Raw genomic sequence first — 26,010 nt, forward strand, 5'->3', positions numbered from 1 at the left:
CATGCCCCATCCCCGCAAGCTTTTGCCATGACCGACATCCTCCAACGCATCCTCACCCGCAAGACCGAAGAGGTCGCCGAGCGCAGCGCCAAGCTGCCGCTGGTCGAACTGTCCGCTCGCGTGGGCGACCTGCCGGATACGCGCGGATTCGCCGACGCCATCGAAGCCAAGATCGACGCCGGCCTGCCGGCGGTGATCGCGGAAGTGAAGCGCGCCAGCCCGAGCAAGGGCGTGATCCGCCAGGACTTCGATCCGGCCGCGATCGCGCGCAGCTACGAGCAGGGTGGCGCGGCCTGCCTGTCGGTGCTCACCGATCGCGATTTCTTCCACGGCAGCGAGGATTTCCTGCAGCAGGCGCGTGCAGCGTGTTCGCTGCCGGTGCTGCGCAAGGACTTCGTGATCGACCCGTACCAGGTGTACGAGGCGCGCGTGATCGGCGCCGACTGCATCCTGCTGATCGTGGCGGCGCTCGGCGACGCGGCCTTGCTGGAGCTCTCGCTGCTGGCCGCCGAACTCGATCTCGACGTGCTGTGCGAGGTGCATGATGCGGAAGAACTCGAACGCGCGCTGGCGCTGCCGGTGCCGCTGATCGGCGTGAACAACCGCAACCTGCGCACCTTCCATACCTCGATCGATACCTCGATCGAACTGCAGCAACTCATGGAGTACGACCGCATCCTGGTGAGCGAGTCGGGTATCCATACGACCGACGACGTCGCCACGCTGCGCGATGCCGGCATCAATGCGTTCCTCGTCGGCGAGGCCTTCATGCGCGCCGATGACCCGGGCGCCGAACTCAAGCGACTGTTCGCCACGACGTAAGCATTCCGATGTCTACAGGGGAAACCAATGTCGAGCCGGCCGCGGCGGATGCCATCGTGGTCTCGCCGCGCACCGTGCTGTTCGATTTCGACGGCGTATTGATCCATGGCGACGCCTTCGACCTGTTCGTGCGCGACCGCTACCAGCGTTCGGTGCTGCGCAAGATCGGTGCGCTGCTGACCTTGCCGTGGCTGTTGCTGGTAATGCCGTTCTCCCGTCGGCGCGCCACGCACACGCTGGTGCACGTGGCCTTGCTCGGCATGAGCGAGCAGCGCTACCGCGCCGCTGCAGAGGCTTTCGCCAACAGCCTCGTACGCCGCCCCAAGCAGTTCTGCCGCGATGGCCTGAATGCACTGCGGCGGCACCAGGCAGCCGGCGATCGCGTCATCGTGGTCACCGGCTGCGAACATATGCTGGTGAGCCATATCCTCCAGCAGCTGGGATTGTCCGAGGTGGAAGTATTGGCCTCGCAACTGCGTCCCGGCCTGCTGGGCATGCGCGTGAAACTCCACAACGTGGGCCGTCGCAAGCCACTGCAACTGGCAGCCTTCGGCGTTGGCGAGTGGCATGTGGCCTATAGCGATTCGGTGGTCGACGCCCCCATGCTCAAGCCTGCCGCAGAGGCCGTGCTCGTCAATGGCACGCCCAAGCTGTGCAAGAAGCTGGAGAAGGCGCTGGGCCGCACCATCACCCGCGTCGACTGGTTCTGACCAGGTCTTCCTCTCCAAAAGCCGCTTTTGCGGGAGCGTACCCTGTGCGCGACTGGGCACGTCCGGTCGCGCACAGGGTGCGCTCCCACAGCATGGCGAATGCTTGCTTCCATCACGGCCGCGGAACTACGTTAGGGCTTACATAAGCATCACAGGGACTTGCCATGTACCTTCCGTCGCTCGCCCAACTTGCGCTCGGCAGCCGGCTCAAGTCGCTTAGCGACCATTTCTACGGCGCCGTCGACGAGGTCTACCGCACCTGTGGCGCCGGCGTGGAATCGCGTTGGTTTCCGGTGCTGCGTTTCCTGTGGGAACACGGCGAAACCACCGTCAGCGACGTGGCCACGGCGATCGGCCAGACCCACTCGGCGGTCAGCCAGCTGGCCGACAAGTTGGTGGATGCCGGCCTCGTCGAGCGGCGCAAGGATGCCCAGGATGGTCGCCGCAGCCTGCTGGCACTGACCGCCAAGGGGCGCCAGGCGCTGTCGGCGCTCGGTCCGATCTGGGTGGCGGTGCGGCGCGGCATCATGCAGTCGCTGGGCGAAGACGGGCTGAAAACCCTGCTGGCGGCGCTTTCCGCGACCGAGCAGGCGTTGCAGGAGCGTCCCGTGGTCGAGGCGATGCTCGCCGAGCACGCCGCGCTGACCAGCGCCACGCTGGAGGTCGTGCCGTACGAGCCGGCACTGAAAGAACATTTCTACCGCCTCAATGCGCAATGGCTGGAACGCCACTTCCGCATCGAGGACATCGACCGGGTGCTGCTGGGTGACCCTGAGCGCTACGTGCTGGCGCCCGGCGGAGCGATCTTCTTCGCCCGCCTGGCCGGCGAGGTCATTGGCACTTGCGCGTTGCTGCAGGAATCGCCGGGTGTCTACGAGCTTTCCAAGATGGGCGTCGACGAGACCTTTCGCGGCATGGGTGCCGGGCGCAGCCTGCTGGCGGCGGCCATTGCCGAGTTCCATCGCCGCGAGGGCAGGGAGCTGTTCCTGGAATCCAACAGCCGCCTGAAGACCGCCCTGCGCATGTACGAGCAGGCCGGCTTCGTGATGCAGCCGGCGGTCCGGTCCGGCTCGCACTACGAGCGGGCGGATGTCTATATGGTCTACCAGCCGGCGAAGGGACAGGCCCGGTCGGCGGCCACCAGGGCCTGAAACGAAGACGCCGCCCGGCCAGGACCGGGCGGCGTGCTTGGGCTCGCTTGCCCCGGCAGCGCCGGGACAGACGACATGGTGCTCAGCGCGTGCCGCGCACCACGATGGTCTTGCCGGCCACGTCGATCATGCGCTGTTCTTCCAGCTGCTTGAGCACGCGGCCAACCATTTCGCGGGAACAGCCCACGATGCGGCTCACTTCCTGGCGCGAAATGCGGATCTGGGTGCCGTCGGGATGGGTCATCGCATCCGGCTCCTGGCACAGGTCCAGCAGGGTCTTGGAGATGCGGTTGGTCACGTCCATGAAGGCCATGCGGCTCACCTGGCGCGAGGTGCGCAGCAGGCGGTGCGTGAGCTGGGAGCCGATCGCGAACAGGATCTTCGGGCATTCCTCGCGCAGCGGGCCTTCCATCAGCTGGAACAGGCGCTCGTAGCTGATTTCGGCCATTTCGCAGGCAGTGCGGGTGCGCACCATCGACTCGCGCTGCGCCTGCTCGACGAACAGGCCCATCTCGCCGATGAACTGGCCGCGGCTCAGGTAGGCCAGGATCAGCTCGCGTCCCTGTTCATCTTCCGTGCAAACGGCCAGCGAGCCATCGACGATGTAGTACAGGGTGTTCGCCGGGTCGCCGGGCCGGATGATGGCCGTCTTGCCCGGGTAGCGGCGCCGGTGGCAAAGCGCCAGGAAGCGCTCCATCGAGGCCGGATCCGGCGCAAAGCTGGCCGGTGCCTGGGAACGTTCGAAAGCTTGCTGTAGCTGGTATTTGAGTTGCGCCACGTTGAGTCCCGTCGAGTCGATCCGGGGGGCCGCAAGCGTCCCCCGGCAGTCCAATCCTTTCCCCTCCGGGCATTATGGCAAACTAACTTCTGCAGCCGAAGGTTCAGTTTTCCCTTTTTTTGCCGCATACTTCACGGTCTTTCGGACGCGACAGTCCTGTCGCGCTCCGGTCACAAGGGTCGTGGAAGCTTCCTGCTTCCACGTTCAATTATCTAGCGGGGACCCTTGTAGCTAACCCGCCCTCTGCTGCTGGCCATGATCCCGGCCTGGAGAGTCGCTGTGGTGAAACCGCTTCCGCGCCTGCGTCTGCAGGGCTTCAACAATTTGACCAAGGCACTGAGCTTCAACATCTACGACATCTGCTACGCAGTGTCCGAAGAACAGCGCCAGCGCTACATCGAGTACATCGATGAGCAGTACGACGCCGATCGCCTGACCCAGATCCTGACCGATGTGGCCGAGATCATCGGCGCCAACATCCTCAACATCGCACGCCAGGATTACGATCCGCAAGGTGCCTCCGTGACCATCCTCATTTCCGAGGAGCCGGTGGTGGAGAAGCTTGGCCGCGACACGATCTCCGATGCGGTGGTCGCGCACCTGGACAAGAGCCACATCACCGTCCACACCTACCCGGAGACGCATCCGCACAACGGCATCGCGACCTTCCGTGCGGACATCGACGTGGCCACCTGCGGCGTGATCTCGCCGCTGAAGGCCCTGAACTACCTGATCGACAGCTTCGAGTCGGACATCGTCATCGCCGACTACCGTGTGCGCGGCTTCACCCGCGACGTGAAGGGCAAGAAGCACTTCATCGACCACAAGATCAACTCGGTGCAGGACTACCTGGCCAAGCACATCCGCCAGAAGTACGAGATGTTCGACGTGAACGTGTATCAGGAGAACATGTTCCACACGAAGATGCACATCAAGGATTTCGACCTTGATACCTACCTCTTCGAGGCGCATGCCGACGACCTCTCGTTCAAGGAGCGCCAGCGCATCGAGTCGCTGCTGCGCCGGGAGATCGAGGAGCTGTTCCACGGCCGCAACCTGATGTGATCCACGAAAAACCCGCCGAAAGGCGGGTTTTTTTATGGCACGCCGGGACGCCTCGCCCTGAACTGTAGGAGCGCACCCAGTGCGCGACAGAGTCCCGTGGGGCCGCCGAGTCACTTTTCTGGTGAGGGAGTCTGGAGATGCCACAGCGCCATCTCCCTCTCCCCTCCGGGGAGAGGGCCGGGTGCTCGCGAGGAAACTACCTATTTTTCCTCTGTAGGAGCGCACCCAGTGCGCGACCGCGAACCGGCATGCTCGCCTCAGTCGGCGATTGTCGCGGCTAGATGGGCGAGGCACACCGCCACGCGGCGGTCGCGCACTGGGTGCGCTCCTACAGAAGACCGCTACACCGCCGCACTAAACCCGGTACGCCACCGCCTTCATCACCATCGACGACAAATGCATCAGCCCGGGAATCGGGAAGGGCAGGTCCACGCCGCCGCGTTCGCGGGCAGCGTGGGCGTGGCGGATCTCATCGGCTTGCATCTGCATCAGCACCGCGCGGGAACGCTCGTCCTGCGCGGGCAGCTTGTCGAGGTGTTCTTCCAGGTGCGCTTCCACCTGGCGCTCGGTTTCCACCACGAAGCCGAGGCTCACCGGGTCACCAGCCAGTGCGGCCAACGCGCCGATGGCGTAGCTGCCGGCGTACCACAGTGGGTTGAGCAGGCTGGGGCGGCTGTCGAGTTCCTTCAGGCGATCGGCGCACCAGGCCAGGTGGTCGGTTTCCTCGGCGGCGGCGTGCTGCAGATGGGCGCGGTTGTCTTCGGTACGCGCCAGCGCGGCCTGACCGTCGTAGAGCGCCTGTGCGCACACTTCGCCGGTATGGTTGATGCGCATGAGGCCGGCGGCATGGCGGCGCTCGGCGTCGTCCATGTCGGCTTCGTCGAACGTATCGGCCGGCGAGGGGCGAGCGGCTTCTGGTGCGCCGGCCACGGTTTCCAGTGCGCGCTCGACGCCGGCAAGCAGGCGGTCGAGCGGGGAAAGCGTGCGTGCGTTCATGGCGAATCCTCCAGTTGCTGCGCGAGCAGGGTCAACGGATGCAGGTGGGGCCAACGCCGGCCCTCGGCATCCATGCCTGCGGCAAGATGCAGGCGACATCCGATATTGGACGACAACAGCTGCTGCGGCGCTACGGTGGCGATCTGTCCCAGCGTGGCATCGCGCAGGCGATCCGCGCGCTCGGGGAATTCGAGCATGTGCGTACCCGCGGCGCCGCAGCAGTAGGGCGCGCGCGGCACCACCTGCAGGTCGAGCTCGGGGATCGCCCGCAAAAGCTTTTGCAGCGAGCCTTCATTGCGCGCGACATTCACCTGGGTGCAAGGCAGATGCAGCGCGATGCGTCGGGCGAGGGGGGCAAACCGCAGCCGATCCATGCGCGCAACGAGCAGGTTGACCGGATCGTCCACCGCCACGCCAGGCAGTGCGCGCCGCAACGTGCCGAGGCAGCCCGGCGTGACCGTGACCAGATGCGCAGCGCCTGATGCGTGCCAGGTTTCCCGCGTACGCTCGGCCAGCGCGTCGGCGGCCGGCATCTCTCCGCCATGCAGGTCGATGGCGCCGCAGCAGAAGGCCGGCAGTCGCATGACGCGATAGCCCGCGACGCGAAGCAACATCATGGCCGACGCCTCTGCATCGGCATCCTCGATGCTGGCCACGCAACCGGGGAACAGCGCGACCGTGATCGCATCGGAAGAGGCGATGGCCGATGGCTCGGGTTTCGGCGAGCCCGAAGTGTCAGGCCATGTCTCCAGCGCTGCCCGCCAGGCGGATTGCGCGGGAAGCCGGGCCGCGAGGCGACGTTTCCAGTGCGCCATGCCCGTCGCGCCGCCGAGCCGGGCCGCCAGGCGCAGCAGCGTGGGCTGCTTCAGCAAGGTCAGCAGCCCCCGTGGGCGATGCTTCACGGGGCCGATCATCGCCCGTGTTTCCACCAGCAATTCGCCGTATTTCACGTTGGCGGGGCAGACGCGCTCGCAATGGAGGCAGCCGAGGCAATGGTCGAGATGGATCCGCAAGGCATCGGTGGGCTCGGCGTCGCCCCGGGCCAGGGCCGCGGCGATCGCGATGCGCCCGCGCGGAGACTCCGCTTCATTGCCGTCCAGCCCGTAGGTCGGACAGGTGGGCAGGCACAGGCCGCATTGCACGCACTGGTCGGCAAGGGCGGCGATCTTCTGTTTTCGAGTATGGGGGGGCTTTTCAAGCGCCATGCGGGTCATGCTATCATTGCCAGCTCGCATCCCACCGGTCGGTGGGCTTGCGCGATTGATGAAAACTCCGTTATCATCTCGCGCCTTTGTTCCACCGATTACGTGTACCGCCCTAGTGGCGGCAGACCAGGTATTCTGAAATGAAAACGTTCAGCGCCAAGCCGGAAAGCGTCAAGCGCGATTGGTTCGTGATTGACGCCACGGACAAGACGCTCGGTCGTCTGTCGACCGAGATCGCCCGCCGTCTGCGTGGCAAGCACAAGCCGGAATTCACCCCGCACGTCGACACCGGCGATTACATCGTCGTGGTCAACGCCGAGAAGGTGGCCGTCACGGGTGCCAAGCTGGACGACAAGATGTACCACCGCTTCACCGGCTACGTCGGCAACCTCAAGACCACGAGTCTAAAGGACATGCTGGCGACCCACCCGGAGCGCGTCATCGAAATCGCCGTCAAGGGCATGCTGCCGAAGAACCCGCTCGGTCGCGCGATGTACCGCAAGCTCAAGGTGTACGGCGGCGCCGAACATCCGCATACCGCTCAGCAGCCGCAGGCGCTGGAAATCTAAGGAATCATCATGGCGATCCAGCAGAATTACGGCACCGGCCGCCGCAAGACCTCCGCCGCTCGCGTGTTCCTGCGCAAGGGCACCGGCGCGATCACGGTCAACGGCAAGACCCTCGACCAGTTCTTCGGTCGCGAGACCTCGCGCATGATCGTGCGCCAGCCGCTCGAACTGATCGAAGCCACCGACAAGTTTGACGTCAACGTGACCGTCGCTGGCGGCGGCATCACCGGCCAGGCCGGTGCGATCCGTCTCGGCATCGCTCGCGCGCTGATCGAGTACGACGAAACCCTGAAGACCCAGCTCCGCAAGGCTGGCTTCGTGACCCGCGACGCCCGCGAGGTCGAGCGCAAGAAGGTCGGTCTGCACAAGGCCCGCCGCGCTACCCAGTTCTCGAAGCGCTAATTCTCCTCGGAGAGTTGCTTCGACGGTCCGGTGCATCAAGGTCAGAGCGCACCGCTCCGCAGGGTTTTGGGAGATCGTCTAACGGTAGGACAACGGACTCTGACTCCGTTTATCTAGGTTCGAATCCTAGTCTCCCAGCCAAAAACAAAAGGCCCGCCTCATGGCGGGCCTTTTGTTTTTGGTCTGGGGCAAAGGAGGCAAAGCACGTTCGACAAATTCGTCTGGAACGACAGGACAGCGCCCAGCGCTGGCCCCGGAGCGCGTAGCGCGCAGGGGTGAGCCCTATGGATGGGCAAACCATCCCGGGCCTCACAGTACTGAGCTTTTCTGCATGGAAGCCCGCCTCATGGCGGGCTTTTTTTGTTCCTGACTGGAAGGGACGCGAGAGAGACGATCCTCGTTCGACAAATTCGTCTGGAACGACGGGCGGCTATGCGACGAAGGCGCGTGCGCGGGATCGACACAAGGCCGTCCTTCGGCCAGTCGTCAACAGGATGCGATTAGCGGATTCTTCTTCAAGTGAGGGCTCGCATCACAACGGCGGACCTTATCAAGCGTTCGCCCACCGACCATCTGCGCGGCCCCGCAATGGTCTTGCCTCGAACGGCCGAACGATGCGTGATGCTGTGGCCAAGCGATGTGGGATCGCATAGAAGCACGTTGGACAAACGGTCCGGAACTCGTTGGCCAATGCATAGCGCCGGCATCGGAGTGCGGCGCGGAGAAGCGTCCCAGCGATATCCGAATCATCCTTGCCGCGCGCAGCGTGCTTTGCTTCTACGCGGAATGGATCAACCGTAACGCCTGGCCACCAGTGTGCTCAGACAGTTCAGATCGATGCCGGCGCTCCGAACCTGCAGCGCGGCGCTGCGCCAGGTCGCGCATTGACTTCCGCCCGTGCCTTCCACCGCATCGCCATGCCAAATGGCACAAGCTTGCCAAATCAGTCCCGTCATAACGTGTCCCTGCAAGCTGCACCTCCACCCCGGCGGCGGGTGAGTTTCCGCGCGCCGGCCGTTGGCTGACCGGGTTACAAGGAAGCGTGCGATGAATGCGGAATCACGGTTGGCCCGTGTGGCCGGCTTGCTCTATCTGGTTGTGGTGCTCACGGGCCTGTTCAGTCTGGCCTACGTGCCGTCCAAGCTGGTGGTGCACGGCGATCCGCAGGCGACGCTCGAACGCATGGTGGTGTCGGAGACGCTGCTGCGATATGGCGTGGCGAGCTTCCTGGTCGAGCAGGTGGCGTTTCTGTTCCTGGCCTTCGCGCTCTATCGTCTGTTGCGCGCAGTCGACCAGATCGCGGCTGCGATCATGGTGATGCTGGTCGTTGCCAGCGTGCCGCTCGCCTTGATGAGTGTGGTGGAGCGGTTGAACCTGCTTTCGCTGCTCGATCGCAGTGATGTCACGCATGCTTCCGATCAACTGCTGGCGCTCGCGCGATCGTCATTCGATGCGTACAGCCACGGGCTGCTGGTCACGAGCGTGTTCTGGGGATTGTGGCTGTTCCCCTTTGGCTTCCTGATCATGCGCTCCCGCCTCTTGCCGCGAGTCCTCGGCGTATTCCTGATGATCGGCTGTGCGGGGTATGTCGTCGACGTGTTGTGCAGCATCGTGCTTCCCGGTTATGGCGACATGGCCATGTCCAACTACATGACGTTGCCCGCGGCGATCGGTGAAATCGGCAGCTGCCTATGGCTGCTGGTCGTGGGCGTTCGTCGCACGAGTACGCTGCCGCTTCCGCCTTCCCATCCCCTCTGACCCGACGCATGGAATCGTCATGGCCAAATCGCCTTCGCTTGAAGACATCAAGGTGCCCGTCCGGCTGAAGCTCTCCGCGCTGTGGGCCAGCCTGATGTTCTGCTACATCTACGGCGACTATTTCGGGCTCTACCAGCCTGGCAACCTGCGGGACATGCTGAACGGGCAGATGGGCCCGCTGGGCCCGACCACGCAGGGCGTCCTGCTGGGCACGGCGGCACTCATGGCGATTCCCAGCCTGATGGTCTTTCTTTCGCTCGCGCTGCCGGTGATGTTGAGCCGGTGGTTCAACCTCGTGCTGGGTGTGGCCTACGCCGTCATCATCCTGGTCTCGATGCCGGGCGCGTGGGCGTTCTATCAGTTCCTCGGTGTGATCGAGGCGGTGTTGTCGTTGCTCATCGCGTGGCAGGCATGGCGATGGCCACGCGTCGGTCAGCCATCCGGCGTGTAGAAGCAAGACTGGCTGCGCGGGCCATCGCCTGTGCGAGGGCAAGAAAAAGCCCGCCATATGGCGGGCTTTTTTGGCTCATGGCCGGTGGCTTATTCGCTCTGCTGCTGTTGCATGGCCTGCGCGCGATGCACGTAGTCCTGGTAGGCGGGAACGGCGATCGCCGCCAGTATCGCCAGCAGGACCACCGGCAACCACAGCAGCCAGAACACGCCCTTGGGCGCCTTGGGCTGGCTGGTGCCGGTCTGCTGCCAGCGCGAGATCCAGCGGAGCTGGCCCTGCAGATAGAGCGTGTTGAAGAAGAACAGCGTGACGCCGCCGATTTCCACGGGCAGGCCATACGCGCCCAGCGCGCGACGGATCGAACCGGCCATGGCGAAATAGGCCGTGATGAACAGCACGACGTACGCCAGGGTGAGCAGGCCGCCGAAGGCGGAGCCCGGGTTGCCGATCGACATGCCTTCACCCACCACCAGGCAGCCCACGCCGATGCCCAGCCACAGTGTCGCCTTGCTGTCGCTGTCGATCTTGCGCACCCAGTTGGCCTGGATGAATGGCCATACCAACGTGAAGATGCCCAGCGTGACGATGCCGAGCAGCAGCACGACGCCCCAATGCATGGAGGGCGCCGGTGGCAGGTCGGTGTCCGGTGCTTCGGCGGGTGGCCGATAAGCCGAGGTCGGTTCGTCCAGTACGTGGGTGAACGCGGGGCGATCGGCGGCCTCGAACACGGCGGCCGGTGGTGGAGCAGGCGGTGTGGCCGCGGCGGGCCGCTCGGGGAACAGCGAGAACAATGGTGCCCATTCCGCCATGCCCTTGCGCCAGGCCAGCGTCTGCGCGTCGTAGCGGCCCTCGGTCAGCCATTGACGCACGTCGCTCTCGGGAAACGGACCGCTGCGCTCGCCGTTTTGCGCCACCCATACCTTCTCGCCGTCGGACATATCCCTTTCCTCGTTGCGGTTGATCAATTCGCCCCTGCAGGCACGGGCGGATGCAATGTCGTGGGGCGAGGTGCGATCGATCGGCGCCGACGGCGTGTACCGCGCGCGGCTTGCGATCCAAGGCATGTTTCCCGATTCCCCGCGGCCAGCCTAAACCGGTGTGCGCTACGTCACAAGATGGGCGGGGGACCGGCAACAGCACATTCACGCACCGAGGACGAGTGAGCGCGGAACCTTGGCGAACCCGGGTCAGCCACTCGTCAGCATGCTGCAGTCGACCACGCCGCAAGTGGATGCCCAGCCGCACGCGGAGCCCGCGCCGCGCGAAACCGGCATCCTGGCGCCACTGGGCGTCGCGGCGTTCAGGCGGATATGGACGGCCAACCTGCTCGGCAACCTGGGCACGTGGGCGCAGTCGGTGGCCGTCGCGTGGGTGATCACCGCCGCGCATGCCGGCCCCATCATGGTGGCGATGGTGCAGGTGGCGTCGGCGGCGCCGCTGGTCGTGCTCTCGATCGCCACTGGCGTGCTGGCGGACAACTACGACAAGCGCACCATCATGCTGGTGGGACAGGTGGTGGAAATGGCCGGCGCCATCTTCCTCACTGCATTGGCCTTCCTGGGCTATCTCGATCCATTGGCGTTGATTCTGGCCGTGCTGTGGATTTCGCTGGGTAGCGCGATCACCGTGCCGGCGTGGCAATCGGCTGTGGGCGAACAGGTGCCGCGGCCGATGGTGACTTCGGCCGTGCTGCTCAACGGCGTCAACTACAACGTCGCGCGAGCGCTAGGGCCTGCGCTGGGTGGTCTGATGCTCAGCGTGCTCGCGCCGAGCTGGGTGTTCCTGGTGAATACGCTGAGCTACGTGGGCCTGCTTGCCGCGCTGTGGTACTGGCGCCGCGAGACGCCCGTGCGCAGCCTGCCGCCGGAAGGCATCCGCGAAGGCATGGTGGCCGCGCTGCGCTTCACCTGGAATTCGACGGTGACGCGACTGGCGATGCTGCGTTCCTTCATGTTCGGCTTTACCGCCAGCGTGATCTGGGCATTGCTGCCGCTGGTGGCTCGCGACTTTCCCGACGGCAGCGCCGCGTTGTACGGGTACATGCTCGGCGTGCTGGGCATCGGTGCGATCCTCGGCAGCGTGTCGGTGCCTGCACTTCGGCGCTGGCTGGGTACCAGTCGCTTGATCAGCGCGGCGGCCGGCACGCTGGCGGTGATGCTGGTGCCGCTGGCTTACGCGCAATCCCTGCTCGTGCTGATGCCGGCCCTGTGCGTGGCGGGCGCGTGCTGGATCGCCGCGCTCACTGAATACAACGCCAACGTGCAGATCCTGGTGCCGGATTGGGTGAAAGGCCGCGCGCTCGCGCTGTATCAGACGGCGCTCTATGCCGGCCTGGCGATCGGTTCCTTCCTGTGGGGACACCTCGCCGAAACCATGAGCGTGTCGGGCGCGATCCTCACGGCGGCGATCGTGATGGCCATGTCCACCTTCCTGCTCTACCACTCGCAGTTTCCGCAGCCCGATGCCGGCGGCCTGCGCCTGGTCACGCGAGGGAAGACGACACCGCCGCAACTGACCTTCGATCACGAACGCGGCGACGTGGTGATGTCCATCGAGTACATCATTCCCGTTGAGCACGCTGGCGAGTTCGTGGCGACTGCCGATGCGCTGCGGCGCCTGCGGCTGCGCAACGGCGGGCGCTACTGGGGCATGTTCCGCGACGTGCGCAACGAGGAGATATGGCGCGAGGTGCTGCTGATCGAGAGCTGGTTGCAGCACCTGCGCATGCTCGATCGCATGACGCTGTCCGACAAGGCGTTGATCGATCACGTGAAGGCGCTGCACAAGGGCGAGGCGCCGCCACGGATCACGCTGGGCGTGAGTTACGAGTCGATCGAGTACGGCAGCGACGTGCAGTGACGGCGCTGCCGCAGGGCGCTTAAAGCACCTTGTCGCCGACCAGCACTACATTGGCGGGACGGCGTGCGAACAGGCCCACCGTCACGATGCCGGGAATCTGGTTGAGGTCGTTTTCGAGGCCCACCGGATCGGCGATCTGCCAGCCGTGCACGTCGATGACCCAGTTGCCGTTGTCGGTCACCACGCCATCGCGCCACACCGGGTTGCCGCCGCGCTTGACGATCTCGCGCCCCACCAGGCTGCGCGCCATGGGGATCACTTCGATCGGCAACGGGAACTTCCCGAGCAGGTTCACCAGCTTGCTGGAATCGATGATGCAGACGAACTGGTCGCTGGCCTCGGCGATGACCTTCTCGCGCGTGAGCGCCGCGCCGCCGCCCTTGATCAGGTGCTTGTGCGGGTCGCACTCGTCGGCGCCATCCACGTAAAGCGTGAGCTTGCCCGTGGCGTTGAGGTCGAGCACGGGAATGCCCACGCGCTTGAGGTGGGCGGTGGACTGTTCCGAACTCGACACGGCGCCCTGGATGCGATCCTTGAGATCGGCCAGCGCGTCGATGAAGTAGGCGACGGTGGAACCGGTGCCGACGCCGACGATGGCGCCGTCCTCCACGTAGCGGATGGCGGCTTCGCCGGCCTGGCGTTTTTCGTTGGTGCTCATGCGTCGATTCCGATAGGGGAGAAAGCGTTATTCCATCGCCAGGATGTGCTTCCACTCGGGCGCGCCCACCGGCATCACCGACAGGCGGTTGCCCTTGCGCACCAGCGGCATCTCGACCAGCGCCGGATCCGCCTGCAATTCCTTCAGCGTGATGGTGCGCTTGAGCTTCTTCACGAACTTCACTTCCACCAGCATCCAGCGCGGATTGTCACGCGATGCGGAGGGGTCGAAGTACTTGCTCTTGGGATCGAACTGGGAGGGATCGGGATAGGCGTCCGTGGCGACTTCAGCGACGCCCACGATGCCGGGCTCGTCGCAGTTGGAATGGTAGAAGAACACCTTGTCGCCGATGCGCATGCCGTCGCGCATGAAGTTGCGCGCCTGGTAATTGCGCACGCCGTCCCAGGCTTCCTGGCCCTTGCGCTTGAGATCATCGATGGAGAACGCGTCCGGCTCGGACTTCATCAGCCAATGATGCACAGGGCGCTTAGTCATGCGTGGGCTTCTCCATCCTCGCCGGTGGCGTGGCAGTCGATCAGTTCGCGGTCGGTGGCGATGAAATCCAGCGGCACGTCCCAAGGCTCCTCGGCGATTTCCGGCAGCTCCTGGAAGCCATAGGCAACACCCACCAGCAAGGGCTCGGTCGGGCGGACCTGCTCGTTGAGAAAGGCGAAGGCGCGATCGTAGTAACCGCCGCCCGTGCCCAGGCGGTTGCCGCGGCGGTCGAAGGCCAGCAGCGGTACCAGCACCAGATCGAGCTGGAACGGCTCCAGCAATTCGCGGGGCGATGCCGGTTCAGGAATGCCGTGGCGGTTGGGCTGTACGTCCTCGCCCGATTGCCAGGGAGCGAAGCGCAGCTGGCGGTTGGGACCGATCACCGGCAGCAGGAACTGCTGGCCGCGCGTGGCCAGGGGTGGGATGACCAGGTTCAGCGGCAACTCGCCGTCGCAGGCCCAATAGCCGGCCACGCGAGCGTCGGTAAGGTACTCGGGCAGCTGTTCGAGGCTACGGCGCAGGCCCTGTGCGGCGGCGATGCGCTGCGGCGGCGTCAGGGCGCGGCGCTGTTCGGCCAGTTGCCGGCGTAGTTCGCGTCGCTGGGCGTCCACGTTCGCGTCTCCTGCCAGTGCGGGCCCGCGGACGGCGCCCTGAACGCGCGGCGCCAATGGCGCCGTACGAGGGGAATGAGGTGGCGTTAACCGCGATGCCGCTGCCCACCGAACGACCTTGATCCACGATGGATCAGGTGGGAGGGCGACATGGTCTCAAGGCTTTCCGCACGCGGCGGACATGCACAACGACCGATGAAAAGCCGACCCGGGGCCGTATTTAGGAACAAGGCAAATGTAAGAGTGTGCTGGCGCACACCGCAGAAAACGCCGTGCCTATTTTATGTGGGCGTCCAGTGCCGCTTCAAGCTTCTGTCGCAAAGCGGCCAGCCCGTCAGCCACGCCCTGGTCAGATCCGCCGTGCTGCTTGCGCAGGGCGAGGAATTCGTGCGTGACGCTGATGGCGGCCAGTACAGCCAGGCGGTCGAAGCCCGGCGCCTTGGCGTTGGCACGCAATTCGCGCATCTTGCGATCGAGGTAGGCGGCCGATTCCAGCAGGCCCTCGCGTTCTTCCGGCGCGCAGGCGATGAGGAATTCGCGATCGACCAGGCGCAGGGCGACCGGTTCGCTGGCGGTGTTGCTCACGCTGCTTTCAGCCATTGTTTTCGAGCGCCTTCAGTCGCTGGATCATCGCTTCGACGCGGCTGCGCGCCTGTTCGTTGCGCGCCATCAGGCCCGCGCGTTCACTCGCCAGTTGTTCCTGGCTGTGTCGCAGGCTGCGGTTTTCCTCGGTGAGACGGCGCACGGTGTCGAGCAGGCGATCGACCTGTTCGCCGAGGGCAGTCAGCTCTCGTTTGACGGGGTCTGGCTTGACGGATTCAGGCGCGCTCATGGGCCGGAACTATAGCAGGCCGTCCGGGCAAAACAGCAGGCTCCGCCACGTTCCCGGAGGCGGTGCATTAAACTGCCTGCTTGCCCTGAATGGAGTATGGCCATGGCCGCCGATGAGCTGATTGGCTACGACGAACTGGACGACACGGTGGTCCATCTGAAGCTGGCCGTCCCCGCCAGCGAGCTGCATGGCTCGCTGTGCGGCTTCCTGTCGGGCGGCGCCCGCGTCGGCAAGCAGTCGCTGATCGAGGCGCTGCACATGGACGCCGAGGTGACGCCCGCAGGCCGCGATCAGGCCCTGCTCGAGCGCTTGGTGGCCCAGAGCGAGGCGGAGCTGGCCGATCCCGAGCTCGGCTTCGAGCCCCTGCTGCCGGCCGACGATCGTCCGCTGTCCGAGCGGGCCGAGGCGCTGGTGGATTGGTGCCGCGGCTTCCTTGGTGGCTTCGGCCTGGCGGGTGCCGACGTCCATGGCAAGTTGTCCGAGGAGGCGCAGGAGATCCTGCGCGACCTGGCCACCATCGCCTCTTCCTCGTTCGACTTCGGCGACGAGGGCGAGGACGAGGACGCGCTGATCGAAGTGCATGAATTCGTGCGCATGGCCGCCATGCTGTTGTTCGCCGAATGTGCGAAGCGTCCGGCCATCCAGAACGACACGCTGCATTGAGCATTTCGCCCGAGGAATACACGCGCCGCCGCCGCCAGCTGATGCGCATGGCCGGCGAGGACGCCGTGCTGCTGATCGCGGCCGCGCCCGAGCGCGTGCGCAATGCGGACGCGAACTGGCCGTATCGCCAGGATTCGGATCTGCACTATCTCTCGGGTTTTCCCGAGCCGGAGGCGGTGCTGGCCCTGCTGCCGGGACGCAAGCACGGGGAGGCCGTGCTGTTCTGTCGCGAACGCGACGAAGAACATGAGCGCTGGCACGGTGAGACCATCGGCACCGATCGCGCCGTGAGCGAACACGGCATGGACGACGCGTTCCCGATCGACGACATCGACGACATCCTGCCCGGCATGATCGAGGGCAGGGCGCGCGTCTACTGCCATTTCGGCAGCGAACCCGAGTTCGATGCGCGTCTACTCGGCTGGATGCGCCGCCTGCGCCAGTTGCGCGGCGGTGGCGTGGTGCCGAAGGAATTCGTTGCATTGGGGCATCTGCTGCACGACCTGCGCCTGTACAAGTCGCGCGGCGAACTGAAGTTGATGAAAACCTCCGCGTCGATCGCGGCCGAAGCGCATCTTGCGGCCATGCATGCCGCCGTGGCCGGGCGTCATGAATACGAAGTGGAGGCGGAGATCCTGCGCGTGATGCGCAGCCAAGGCGCGGTGCCGGCGTTCCCACCGATCGTGGCCAGCGGACACAACGCCTGCGTGATGCACTACACCGCCAATCGCGCCGTGCTACGCGACGGCGACCTGCTGCTGGTCGACGCGGGTGCGGAAATGGACTGCTATGCGTCCGATATCACGCGCACCTTCCCCGTCAGCGGCCGCTACACCCGCGAGCAGCGCGCGCTGTATGAAGTGGTGCACGCCGCGCAGCTGGCGGCCATCGACGAAGTGATGCCCGGTCGCGCGTTCAGCGCCGCGCACGAAGCCGCGGTGCGAGTGATTGCCGAAGGCCTGTGCGCGCTCGGACTGATCCAGGGCAGCGCCGACGATGCGATTGCCGAAGGCAGCTACAAACGCTTTTTTCCCGCCAAGACCGGCCACTGGCTGGGCCTGGACGTGCACGACGTGGGCGACTACCGCGTGGACGGCGAGCCGCGCATGCTCGAACCCGGCATGGTGGTGACGGTGGAGCCGGGCATCTATGTGCCCCCCGGCGATGTCAGTGTGGCCGAGCGCTGGCGCGGCATCGGCATCCGCATCGAGGACGATGTGGCGGTGACGCGCGACGGCAACGACGTGCTGACGTCGGGCGTACCCAAGGACGCCGAAGAGATCGAGGCTTTGCTGGCCGCGCGCTGAGCCAACCGTTCGTCGTCATCGTGGGAGCGCACGCGCAGTCGCGCACAGAGTGCGCTCCTACAAAGAAACTGGATCATTTCGCCGGCGGACGCGGCTCCTTGCGCCGATGCGCCTCGTCGGTGGCGTGCACCTCGTACCACATCGCATTGAGGATGCCGAACGCGCAGGCCAGGCCGAGGCCGAGGATCCAGGAGAAATACCACATGGCGTCGTTCCTCTCTCAGTAGGTGTGGCCGGACTGGCGTACGTGTTCCAGCGTGACGCGGCCGCGCAGCACGCGATACACCCAGCTGGTGTAGATGATGATCAGCGGCAGGAAGATCAGCGTCATCGCGAGCATCAGGCCGAGCGTGCCGCGGCTCGATGAGGCATCCCACACGGTGAGGCTGGAACGCGGGTCGAGACTGGAAGGCAGCAGGAACGGAAACAGGGCGAAGCCGGCGGACAGGATGGTGCCGGCGACCATCGCGGTGCTTGCGATGAAGCAGCCGAGGTTTTTCTTGCCGACGCTCATCTGCACGCCGAGGGCGCCCAGCACGCCGAGCACGGGAGCGATCCAGAACCACGGATAGCGCATGTAGCTGGCGAACCAGCTGCTGCCGTGGGCCACTTCCTTGTGCAGCGGATTGGACACGCCATCGGTCACCACGGGGCCGACGATGGCATAGCCTGCCACACCATAGGCCAGCCAGATGCCGGCCGCCACGTAGAACACCACATAGGCAAGCGTGGTCCAGCGGGCGACACGCACGGCGCGATCGGCAACCACGTGATCCGCCTTGTACGCGGCCCAGCAGGCGCCGTGCGTGAGCAGCATGGTGAGCGAGACGAGGCCGGCGATCAGCGCGAATGGATGCAGCAGGTCGAAGAAACCGCCTTGCCAGGTCATGCGCAGGTTGTCGTCGAACTGGAACGGCACGCCGAGGAACAGGTTGCCGAACGCGACGCCGGACACCAGCATCACGACGACGCCTGATGCGGTGAGCACCCAGTCCCATAGATTGCGCCAGCGCGCATCGTGGATCTTGCCGCGGAAGTTGAAGCCCACCGGCCGCATGATGAAGGCGAGCAGCACCACGAAGATCGCCAGGTACATGCCCGAGAACGACACGGCGTAGAGTTGCGGCCATGCCGCGAACGCCGCGCCGCCGCCGAGCACGAACCACACCTGGTTGCCTTCCCAGGTGGGCTCGATGGTTTCCAGCAGCACCAGGCGTTCGTCGTCGGTGCGCGACAGCACGCGCAGCAACGCGGCTATGCCGAAGTCGAAGCCGTCCATGACGGCGAAGCCGATCAGCAGCGTGCCGAGCAGCGCCCACCAGATCACCCGCAAGGTTTCGTAATCGAACATGGCGTACTCCTCAGACGCCCGCGTGCGCGGCGACGGTGGCGACGGGCGGTTCGGGCTCGACGGGTGGCCAAAGGCCCAGGCCCTCCGGTCCTTTCCTCGCGTACTTCAGCATCAGCGCCGCATCGACGATCGCCAGCGCGCTGTAGAACAACACGAAGCCGCCCAGCGAGGTCCATACCTGGCCGGTCGTCACGCTGGAAACACCCAGCGCCGTGGGAAGCACGCCTTCGATGGCCCAGGGCTGGCGCCCGTATTCGGCCACGATCCAGCCGAGCTCCGCCGCGAGCCAAGGCAGCGGCAGGCTCCAGAACGCGAGCTTCAACAGCCAGCGGCGCTTGTCGAGCTGGCGCTTGCTCGCCTGCCAGAACATGACGGCGAACAGCGCGATGAAATAGAAGCCGCATGCGACCATGACGCGGAACGACCAGAACAGCACCGGCACATTCGGAATCGTGCTGTCGGCGGCCTTCTGGATGTCCGCCGGCGTGGCATGGCGTGGATCATCCATGAAGCGCTTGAGCAGCAGCGCGTAGCCCATGTCCTTGTCGTGCGTGGCGAGGATGGCCTTGGCTTGTGCGTTGTTCTTGTCCTCACGCAGCACCAGCATGGCGTCGTAGGCGAGGATGCCGTCGTGGATGCGTCCCTTGGTGTCTTCCACCAGGTTCGCGATGCCGGGGATAGGCTTGTCGATCGAGCGTGTGCCGATCAGGCCCATCACCCAGGGAATGCGCAGGGCGTAATGCGTCGTGCGGTTCTCCACATCGGGAATGCCGAACAGGGTGAACGACGCCGGCGCGGGCTCGGTTTCCCACATGGCCTCGATGGCGGCCATCTTCATCTTCTGGTTCTCCGACACCGCGTAGCCGGATTCATCGCCCAGCACCACCACGGAGAGCGCAGCGGCCAGGCCGAAACTCGCGGCCACCGTCATCGAACGCTTGGCGAAATCCACGTTTCGGCCGCGCAGCAGGTACCAGGCACTGATCGAAAGCACGAACATCGAGCCGAGCACGTAGCCGGCGCTCACCGTGTGTACGAATTTGGCCTGCGCGACCGGGTTGAACATCACTTCGGCGAACGACGTGACCTCCATGCGCATGGTGTCGGCGTTGAACGCGGAGCCGACCGGGTTCTGCATCCAGCCGTTCGCGATAAGTATCCACAATGCCGAGAGGCTGGTCGCCAGCGCCAGGAACCAGGTCACCAGCAGGTGCGCCACGCGCGAGATACGGCTCCAGCCCATGAAGAACAGGCCGACCAGGGTGCCTTCGAGGAAGAACGCCATCAGGCCTTCGATCGCCAGCGGCGTGCCAAACACATCGCCCACGTAGTGCGCGTAGTACGCCCAGTTCATGCCGAACTGGAACTCCATGGTGACGCCGGTGGCGACGCCCATCGCGAAGTTGATGCCGAACAGCACGCCCCAGAACTGCACCATGCGTTTCCAGACTTCGCGCCCGGTCATCACGTAGACGCTCTCCATGATGGCGAGAATCCACACCAACCCCAGCGTGAGCGGCACGAACAGGAAGTGGTAGAGCGCCGTGAGCGCGAACTGCATGCGCGAAAGCGTAACGACCTCGGGATCGATGATCATGGGTGGTCCGTTGTCGAAGTGGATGGTGCAGACGCCGGCGCGAGCAGGCGCTCGATCGCGGCGGGTCGGGTGTCGGGGCGTTCGTACGAGGCCATCGCTACCCACCAGATGAGGGTGAGCAGCGCTATCTTGGCGAGAATGAGCAGGACCAGCTCGCGCCCCAGTCGGCGCAATGGTCGACGTGGCAACTCGACGCGGCTGGGGTTGATGTACCGCATGGACATGCCAACAGCCTCTTGCTGTGTCGGAGCGAGCATACGCAACCGATGTGAAGCTGTCGTGCGGAGGGTTGACGCAGCGGCGGAAGGACGCAGGCAAAAAAAGCGCAGCCGTGAGGCTGCGCATTCATGCAGGAGACTCGGCGCGGCCGTGCCGGTGGCTCAGGTCAACGCGAAGGCATCCCGCGTAAGGTTCTCCGGTGCGGCGTCGGTGCACACCACATCATCCTCGATGCGGATGCCGCCATAGGGCCGGAAAACGTCGACCTTCGCCCAGTCGATCTCGCTGGCCACCGGCTTGGCGCGCAGTTCGTCCAGCAGCATGTCGATGAAGTAAAGGCCGGGCTCGATGGTGACCACCATGCCGGGTTCAAGCAAACGCGTCATGCGCAGGTACGGATGGCCTTGCGGCCGCGCGATGGTGCCGCCGCGCTCGTTTAGCTGGAAACCGGACACGTCATGCACCTGCAGGCCGATGGGATGGCCCAGGCCGTGCGGGAAGAACGCCGAGGTGACACCCGACGCCACCGCGCTTTCCGCGCTCATGCGCACGATGCCGTGCTCGCGAAGCACACCGGCCAGCACGTGGTGCGCATGGATGTGCAGTTCCGGATAGCTCTGCCCGGCACGTACCTTGGCGGCGAATCCCTGTTGCGCGGCATCGACGCTGTCGATCAGCGCCTGGAATTCGCTGTGTCCATGGGCGGCATACGTGCGCGTGATGTCGCTCGCATAGCCCGCTGCGCTCGCGCCGGCATCGATCAGGAAGGAGCGGCTCTGCGCCGGCGCCTTGCGGTCGAAATGCGTGTAATGCAGCACGGCGCCGTGCTCGTTGAGACCGACGATATTGGCGTAGGGCAGCTCGGCTTCCATCTGCCGGGCCGCGGCGAGATAGGCCATCTGGATGCCGAACTCGCTCTCGCCGGCTCGGAACGCACGTTCGGCAGCGCGGTGTGCGCGCGTACCGATGCGGCTGGCTTCGCGCATCAGCTCCAATTCGTACGGCGTCTTGTACGACCGATGCCAGTGCAGGTAGTCGATCACCGCCTGCGGATTGTTGGCCTCGGCACCCGGCGCCGCCGGGCACTCGGGCCCCAGGATGGCGCGACGCTGGTCCGCGCCGGGCAGCAACGCCACCGCATCCGTGGCGTTGCGCACGATCTCGATATCGAAATGTTCGACCCAGTAGCCGCTCGGCGCCGCCGGCACCACGTGCCAGTAGTCCTTGGGCTGCAGGAAGATCAGCCTGGGTTTCTTGCCGGGCGTATGGACGATCCAGCTCCCCGGCGTGTCGGTGAGCGGCAGCCAGTGAAGGAAATGCGGATTGGCGACGAAGGGATAATCCTGGTCATCCAGGAATTTGCGCAGCGGCAGGCTGGCGGCAATCACCAGGTGATCGAACCCGCCGAGCGCAAGCGCCTTGTCGGCGCGGTCGCGCAGTGTGGCGAGGTGCTGGGTGTAGAGCGAGGCGAGGCGATCTTGCATGGGAGCTCCGGGTGGCTGCCGCGGAGTGGCGCGGCTGCGCAGGTAAGGGGTGTTACATGATGGCGCTTGGGGGGTGTGGGTGCCAGTCGTGGGGTCTTTGGCTCGTGTCGCTGGGCCTTTGAGGGGCGCGTGCTTTTCCCCGTGGGTCCTTCGCCTGGCGGCCCTCGCTCCCTGTAGGAGCGCACCCTGTGCGCGATTGACCCCGCCTCAGCTCGACGCGATCGCCGCTCTGTCTGTAGGAGCGCACCCAGTGCGCGACAGCCTTTCGCGCCGGTCTTCACGTTTGTCGCTCTTATGAGAGCGAACGATGGCCTTCGGCAGCCGTGCTGCGGCGAGCCTGCCGCTTACGACTGAAGGGAGTCCCCGAGGGACGCAGCGGGCGTTTCGATCTCCTGCCGGCGACGCGAAGCTGGTCCCTATGGAGCGACGCGAAGCTAGTCCCTGTGGGAAGCTCGAGTCACCTTTCTTTTGCTGGCCCACGCACGCGTTCTTGGCGCGCGAACGGCGAAGCCGGCCCGCACGCGGAGAGGCGCCATGGATGGCGCCGGCTTTGAGGAGCGAGGAAGGGCGGAGGGCGGAACGCCCGGAGTCAAAGTCCCACGGGATTAGCTTCGCGTCAAAAGTAACCCAAAGTAGTGGCCTTCTAGAGCCAGGGCTCATAGCAGTACCTGGGATAGAAGCGTCGGATGACCGAGGCCGGCCAGGACAGGTTCGTTACTACCCCGAACGAAGCGGCTACACCGCAACGCGCCGGTGCGAAGAGGACTTAAAGCCGCTTTGTTTTGCGCGGCGATCCATCACTTCGCCCTTCTCCCTCCGGGGCACGCGGGGAGCGGCCATGGATGGCCGCGGCTTCGAGGAGCGAGGAGAGGGCCGGGAGAGTGGCGGGTGCTCGCGGAAGCATCGAACGATACGCCTTTCCATGGCGCTACGAAGATCACCACGCCCCGCCCATCACACAAAAGCGATCAACCCCTCACGACCTATCCGGCTGCTCCAGCCACGCATCCAGCAGGGCCGCATCGGATTCATCAATGGCGACGATGCGATAACCAGCCCAGACCTGCCCGGGGCTGGCGGCGGCTTCGTGCCATTGCTCCTGGATCCCGACTTCGATGGATTGTGGCGCGCTACCCAGGCCGGGCAGCGACAGGCTGACCTGATAGATCGCCTCGCTGCGCGGCGGGCGGGCGCTGATCAGCAGCATGCCGTTGGCGGAGAGGTTGCCGAGATGACCGATGGGCTGGCCGCTGATGACATCGGTGACGACGGCCGTGAAGTTGGCTCGCTTGCGTTGCGCGCGGCGCTGGTCGATGGAGGCGATGTTTTCGCTCATGCCGATCATCCTCCCTGCCGCGGCGAGGTCGTCACCGGACGGGTGACTTGGCGGAGATGGCTGGTCAATGCCTGCCAGGCGCGATCGAGCAGGTTCTCGCGCATCTGGGCCATTTCGCGCACGCGTCCGCACGCCATCTCATGGGCAAGGTGCTGCAGGGAGACTTCCTCGTCGCGCAGGCCCCGGCGCGTCACGAATAGGCCATTGCCGGATACCGGCGAATACCACGCGAGCTTGCGTTGCGTGACGCGGCCGCTGTTGGGATCGATGAATTCGAACCATGTTCCGAACGGCAGCTGGCGCAGGCGCTGGTAGATGCGGCGCTCGGGAGATTCGGGCGAGGCAGGCACCGGCGGATGCGCCGGGGCAGCCGCGGGCGCTTCCTGCGCGGCGTGTTCGCCCAGTCGCTGATGCTGCTTGAGCTTGAGCGCGAGTTCCGTCGCCGTGGCGATGTTGTCGTTGGCAGTCGCATTCCCGTTCGGCTTCGCGCTCGCACTGGCGGACGGCGCCGAGGAGGAAATGCCCAACAGGCGCTGCGCGACCTGCACGGCTTCTTCGGCATGCATGCCGATCTGCTGCAGGCCCGATTCCACCTCCGACTGCAGCAGGCCCTGGTCGGCCACCGGCTGCTGGCCGAGCAGCTGATCGGTGATGCGCAGACGCAGCGCGAACGCTTCGCTGTTTTCGCCGTGTCGCAGCAGCGTCAACGCCAGCACGTCGGACCACGCGCGCTCCAATAGCGTGCGCAGCAGGCCGCGAGGGTTGCAGCGCTCGAAGCGCTCGGTCATCAGGTCGGCCGCACGGCGGCGCGCCTGCTCCAGTCGCTCGCGGCCCTGCATGGCTTCCACCTGGCGTCGCTCGGCGATCTGCGCCTTGCGGTTGAGCAGGCCCAGGTGATGTTCGATGTCTGCCAGCAGGCTGGTGTAGAGGCCGGTGCTCGGCGGCTCGCGGCGTGCGCGTTCCACCAGCTGGTTGAGCTTGGCGGCGAGCGAGCGATCGACATCGCCGTCGGGCACGTCGAGCCAATCGTTGGCCGCCTCGGTGACCATGCCCAGCAATTTTCGCGCGGGATGCTCGTGCTGGTTGAAGAAACCCTTGTCGGCAACCGCCATGCGCAATAACGGCAGCTGCAGGTCGCCAAGCAGGGAATGCGCGCTGCCGTCGTGTTGCAGTTGATGGCCCAACTGCTCGAACAGCATGGCGACCAGCTCCACCGTGTCGCCCTGCTCGTCGGACAGGTGGGTCTGGTGCGCGCCGACGGGCTTGCCCGTATTGAGCTGGGTGAGCAGTTCTTCGCGCAAGGCGTGCGCGCTGCGCAGCTCGCGACGCGCGTGGTCGGCCACGTCGGAAACATGCAGCTGCAGCGCATCGAGCGCGAGCTGCAGCTCCTCCGGCGTGGCCGGTCGACCGCTAGGCTGGTAGCTCAATGCGCCCTGGCCGGCGCGATGCTGCGCCAGCATTTCGCGCAGATTGTCCAGCACCGCGATGCTGTCGCTGCGACCCGGTGCCGGATGAGGCGATGCGCTCGCCGCCGGCGGGGGCGCCTGGCGCACCACGTTGTTGGGGGTGTTCTCGGCTACGCCGCCGCGCGGCGGCCGCTCGGCCTGCATGCGTGGCGCTGCAGGAAAGGCGCGCAGCTGGGGCAGGATGCCGTCGGCGCGCAGGTGTTCGTTGACCGTGTCGTACAGCGATCCCAGTGCACCCACCACCGCGGTGTCGAAGCTCTGCAGCATCAGCACATGGTGGTCGACGGGAAAATCCTGCAGCGCCTTTCCGCCCTCGCGAAACGCGGAGGCCAGCGCCTGTGGACCCAGCGGCAGATGCTCGCCCTCCAGCGGCGGCTGGCTCACCAGCACCGCGAAGCGATAGCCGAGTTCGAACAGCGGCGGTCCATGTCGCGCTTCGCCACGAGCGACCAGGGTCTGCACGGCGACGTTCTGGTCATGCTCCGCCTGGTCAAGCAGTTCCAGCGGACGATGGACCAGCGCTTGCTCCTGGGCGGAGGCGGCCACGGCGCCCAGCCGGCTGAAATGCGCGCGCACCCCCTCGAGAAAGCGGCGTTCCAGCGACGGACGCTGCTGCTGCAGCAGCTGCCGGCTGAACAGGCAGCGCTGTTGCTCGAGGTTGTTGCGCGAGCGCTCGGCCCGCGAGTACAGGCGTTGCTCGACATCGAACAGGCACGCCCGCAGCGGCGCTTCGAGCCAGCTGACGCACAAGGCATGGGTTTCTTCGATCAAGCGGCGCGCGCGCGGCGACCACTCGGCATTGTCGGGACGCGCGTCCCGATCGAATGCAAACGGCTGACGTCGACCCTGCTGTTCGACATCCATGACAGACCCTGTAAGTTCCCCCCGGAGTGACCCGAGTGTAGGGTCCCCGAGCTGGGCGCTGCCATCGGCTGGATGGGGGAGGCCAGGCGGGGGAATCGGCCAGATGGGCAAAACGTGACGCAGTGCGGTAAACATCGGCCGCGCTGACGACGACCCGGCGGCCCGCGGGTGCCTACAGGCCGTCGGAAAAAGGTCCTCGATGGAGCCACGGACAACGCGGACGCAACGCGTCGCCGCTCGAAGGCTCGATCCCGCACCGGGTGTCCATCGTGCTGTCCACGCGCGAGACATCTACAGCGGCCGGTTGGTCGGTCCCGTTGGAGCCGGCCTCCTCGGCACTGTTAGGTGGTGCTTGGGCGTA

Annotated in this window: 27 protein-coding genes, 1 tRNA gene and 1 other RNA gene; 12 read left to right on the forward strand and 17 right to left on the reverse strand. The window is 65.5% G+C overall.

What is annotated here, in order from left to right:
• Positions 1–27 precede the first annotated feature (27 nt).
• The 3 genes from trpC (at position 28) to CA260_RS02540 (ending at position 2,683) form a co-directional block, all read left to right on the forward strand.
• The gene (trpC, locus tag CA260_RS02530) at positions 28–822 is read left to right on the forward strand and encodes an indole-3-glycerol phosphate synthase TrpC (protein ID WP_111980877.1); all 795 of its coding nucleotides are present in this window, start codon (positions 28–30) and stop codon (positions 820–822) included.
• Between the two features lie 8 nt (positions 823–830).
• Positions 831–1,532, forward strand: a complete 702-nt coding sequence (locus CA260_RS02535) for a haloacid dehalogenase-like hydrolase (protein WP_111980878.1) — start codon at positions 831–833, stop codon at positions 1,530–1,532.
• Positions 1,533–1,696: 164 nt separating this feature from the next.
• Entirely contained in the window at positions 1,697–2,683 is a 987-nt protein-coding gene (locus CA260_RS02540) for a bifunctional helix-turn-helix transcriptional regulator/GNAT family N-acetyltransferase (RefSeq protein WP_111980879.1), read from the forward strand.
• 82 nt (positions 2,684–2,765) lie between these two features.
• Here CA260_RS02540 and crp read toward each other — a convergent pair whose 3' ends face one another.
• On the reverse strand, positions 2,766–3,461 hold the full coding sequence (crp, locus tag CA260_RS02545; protein ID WP_111980880.1) for a cAMP-activated global transcriptional regulator CRP: 696 nt from the start codon (positions 3,459–3,461) through the stop codon (positions 2,766–2,768).
• A 279-nt stretch (positions 3,462–3,740) separates the two neighbouring features.
• Here crp and speD point away from each other — a divergent pair, with 279 nt between their 5' ends.
• Positions 3,741–4,526 carry an adenosylmethionine decarboxylase gene (gene speD, locus CA260_RS02550; protein WP_019465856.1) on the forward strand — a complete coding sequence of 262 codons (786 nt, stop codon included), beginning with the start codon at positions 3,741–3,743 and terminating at the stop codon, positions 4,524–4,526.
• Between the two features lie 354 nt (positions 4,527–4,880).
• Here speD and coq7 read toward each other — a convergent pair whose 3' ends face one another.
• Complete coding sequence (gene coq7 / locus CA260_RS02555) at positions 4,881–5,522, reverse strand: 2-polyprenyl-3-methyl-6-methoxy-1,4-benzoquinone monooxygenase (RefSeq protein WP_111980881.1); 642 nt, start codon at positions 5,520–5,522, stop codon at positions 4,881–4,883.
• Positions 5,519–6,727, reverse strand: coding sequence for a (Fe-S)-binding protein (locus CA260_RS02560; protein WP_238149589.1), 1,209 nt, complete (start codon positions 6,725–6,727; stop codon positions 5,519–5,521). Before CA260_RS02560 ends, coq7 begins: the two co-directional genes overlap by 4 nt.
• Positions 6,728–6,867: 140 nt before the next feature.
• Between CA260_RS02560 and rplM the strand changes: the two genes are divergently transcribed.
• From rplM to CA260_RS02585, 5 genes are all read left to right on the forward strand, one after another.
• Positions 6,868–7,296, forward strand: coding sequence for a 50S ribosomal protein L13 (gene rplM / locus CA260_RS02565; RefSeq protein ID WP_019463923.1), 429 nt, complete (start codon positions 6,868–6,870; stop codon positions 7,294–7,296).
• 9 nt (positions 7,297–7,305) lie between these two features.
• Entirely contained in the window at positions 7,306–7,698 is a 393-nt protein-coding gene (rpsI, locus tag CA260_RS02570; protein WP_111980883.1) for a 30S ribosomal protein S9, read from the forward strand.
• Positions 7,699–7,765: 67 nt separating this feature from the next.
• Positions 7,766–7,839 (forward strand) — tRNA-Gln (locus CA260_RS02575).
• 906 nt (positions 7,840–8,745) lie between these two features.
• On the forward strand, positions 8,746–9,456 hold the full coding sequence (locus CA260_RS02580) for a DUF4386 domain-containing protein (RefSeq protein WP_111980884.1): 711 nt from the start codon (positions 8,746–8,748) through the stop codon (positions 9,454–9,456).
• Between the two features lie 19 nt (positions 9,457–9,475).
• Positions 9,476–9,907 carry a DUF6326 family protein gene (locus CA260_RS02585; protein ID WP_111980885.1) on the forward strand — a complete coding sequence of 144 codons (432 nt, stop codon included), beginning with the start codon at positions 9,476–9,478 and terminating at the stop codon, positions 9,905–9,907.
• An 89-nt stretch (positions 9,908–9,996) separates the two neighbouring features.
• On the opposite strand, the gene CA260_RS02590 is transcribed toward CA260_RS02585, so the two are convergent.
• The gene (locus CA260_RS02590; RefSeq protein ID WP_111980886.1) at positions 9,997–10,971 is read right to left on the reverse strand and encodes a GYF domain-containing protein; all 975 of its coding nucleotides are present in this window, start codon (positions 10,969–10,971) and stop codon (positions 9,997–9,999) included.
• Positions 10,972–11,080: 109 nt separating this feature from the next.
• On the opposite strand from CA260_RS02590, the gene CA260_RS02595 reads away from it, so the two are divergent.
• A complete protein-coding gene (locus CA260_RS02595; protein WP_202864036.1) occupies positions 11,081–12,766 on the forward strand; it encodes an MFS transporter in 1,686 nt (561 codons plus the stop codon).
• Positions 12,767–12,785: 19 nt separating this feature from the next.
• Here CA260_RS02595 and rpiA read toward each other — a convergent pair whose 3' ends face one another.
• The 6 genes from rpiA to CA260_RS02625 all read right to left on the reverse strand — a co-directional run bounded on the left by rpiA (position 12,786) and on the right by CA260_RS02625 (position 15,362).
• The gene (gene rpiA, locus CA260_RS02600; protein ID WP_111980888.1) at positions 12,786–13,424 is read right to left on the reverse strand and encodes a ribose-5-phosphate isomerase RpiA; all 639 of its coding nucleotides are present in this window, start codon (positions 13,422–13,424) and stop codon (positions 12,786–12,788) included.
• Between the two features lie 27 nt (positions 13,425–13,451).
• Positions 13,452–13,919 (reverse strand): EVE domain-containing protein, encoded by a 468-nt coding sequence (locus CA260_RS02605; RefSeq protein ID WP_202864037.1) that lies wholly within the window; start codon positions 13,917–13,919, stop codon positions 13,452–13,454.
• On the reverse strand, positions 13,916–14,530 hold the full coding sequence (locus tag CA260_RS02610; RefSeq protein WP_111980890.1) for a 5-formyltetrahydrofolate cyclo-ligase: 615 nt from the start codon (positions 14,528–14,530) through the stop codon (positions 13,916–13,918). Before CA260_RS02610 ends, CA260_RS02605 begins: the two co-directional genes overlap by 4 nt.
• Before the next feature lie 83 nt (positions 14,531–14,613).
• Positions 14,614–14,800, reverse strand: a non-coding RNA gene (gene ssrS, locus CA260_RS02615) — 6S RNA.
• A gap of 6 nt (positions 14,801–14,806) precedes the next feature.
• Positions 14,807–15,115, reverse strand: coding sequence for a cell division protein ZapA (locus CA260_RS02620; protein WP_425479676.1), 309 nt, complete (start codon positions 15,113–15,115; stop codon positions 14,807–14,809).
• 7 nt (positions 15,116–15,122) lie between these two features.
• Positions 15,123–15,362: a TIGR02449 family protein gene (locus CA260_RS02625; protein ID WP_111980892.1), complete on the reverse strand. Its 240-nt coding sequence runs from the start codon at positions 15,360–15,362 to the stop codon at positions 15,123–15,125.
• Positions 15,363–15,464: 102 nt separating this feature from the next.
• Here CA260_RS02625 and CA260_RS02630 point away from each other — a divergent pair, with 102 nt between their 5' ends.
• Together CA260_RS02630 and CA260_RS02635 are read left to right on the forward strand one after the other, a co-directional pair.
• Positions 15,465–16,025 (forward strand): UPF0149 family protein, encoded by a 561-nt coding sequence (locus tag CA260_RS02630; protein ID WP_111980893.1) that lies wholly within the window; start codon positions 15,465–15,467, stop codon positions 16,023–16,025.
• Complete coding sequence (locus CA260_RS02635; protein WP_111980894.1) at positions 15,983–17,332, forward strand: aminopeptidase P N-terminal domain-containing protein; 1,350 nt, start codon at positions 15,983–15,985, stop codon at positions 17,330–17,332. The genes CA260_RS02630 and CA260_RS02635 overlap by 43 nt, the downstream gene beginning before the upstream one ends.
• A 73-nt stretch (positions 17,333–17,405) precedes the next feature.
• On the opposite strand, the gene cydX is transcribed toward CA260_RS02635, so the two are convergent.
• From cydX to CA260_RS02675, 7 genes are all read right to left on the reverse strand, one after another.
• Complete coding sequence (gene cydX, locus CA260_RS02640; RefSeq protein ID WP_111980895.1) at positions 17,406–17,537, reverse strand: cytochrome bd-I oxidase subunit CydX; 132 nt, start codon at positions 17,535–17,537, stop codon at positions 17,406–17,408.
• Positions 17,538–17,552: 15 nt separating this feature from the next.
• Complete coding sequence (cydB, locus tag CA260_RS02645) at positions 17,553–18,683, reverse strand: cytochrome d ubiquinol oxidase subunit II (RefSeq protein WP_111980896.1); 1,131 nt, start codon at positions 18,681–18,683, stop codon at positions 17,553–17,555.
• Between the two features lie 10 nt (positions 18,684–18,693).
• Entirely contained in the window at positions 18,694–20,277 is a 1,584-nt protein-coding gene (locus CA260_RS02650) for a cytochrome ubiquinol oxidase subunit I (RefSeq protein ID WP_238149693.1), read from the reverse strand.
• Positions 20,277–20,504: a cytochrome oxidase putative small subunit CydP gene (gene cydP, locus CA260_RS02655; protein WP_111982970.1), complete on the reverse strand. Its 228-nt coding sequence runs from the start codon at positions 20,502–20,504 to the stop codon at positions 20,277–20,279. The genes CA260_RS02650 and cydP overlap by 1 nt, the downstream gene beginning before the upstream one ends.
• 156 nt (positions 20,505–20,660) lie before the next feature.
• Positions 20,661–21,983 (reverse strand): Xaa-Pro dipeptidase, encoded by a 1,323-nt coding sequence (gene pepQ, locus CA260_RS02660; RefSeq protein WP_111980898.1) that lies wholly within the window; start codon positions 21,981–21,983, stop codon positions 20,661–20,663.
• Positions 21,984–22,959: 976 nt separating this feature from the next.
• A complete protein-coding gene (locus tag CA260_RS02670; RefSeq protein WP_172461702.1) occupies positions 22,960–23,319 on the reverse strand; it encodes a PilZ domain-containing protein in 360 nt (119 codons plus the stop codon).
• Positions 23,320–23,324: 5 nt separating this feature from the next.
• A complete protein-coding gene (locus CA260_RS02675; protein WP_111980899.1) occupies positions 23,325–25,649 on the reverse strand; it encodes a DUF1631 family protein in 2,325 nt (774 codons plus the stop codon).
• Positions 25,650–26,010: the final 361 nt, after the last annotated feature.

It is taken from the genome of Dyella jiangningensis, assembly GCF_003264855.1.
Classification (GTDB): Bacteria; Pseudomonadota; Gammaproteobacteria; order Xanthomonadales; family Rhodanobacteraceae; genus Dyella; species Dyella jiangningensis_C.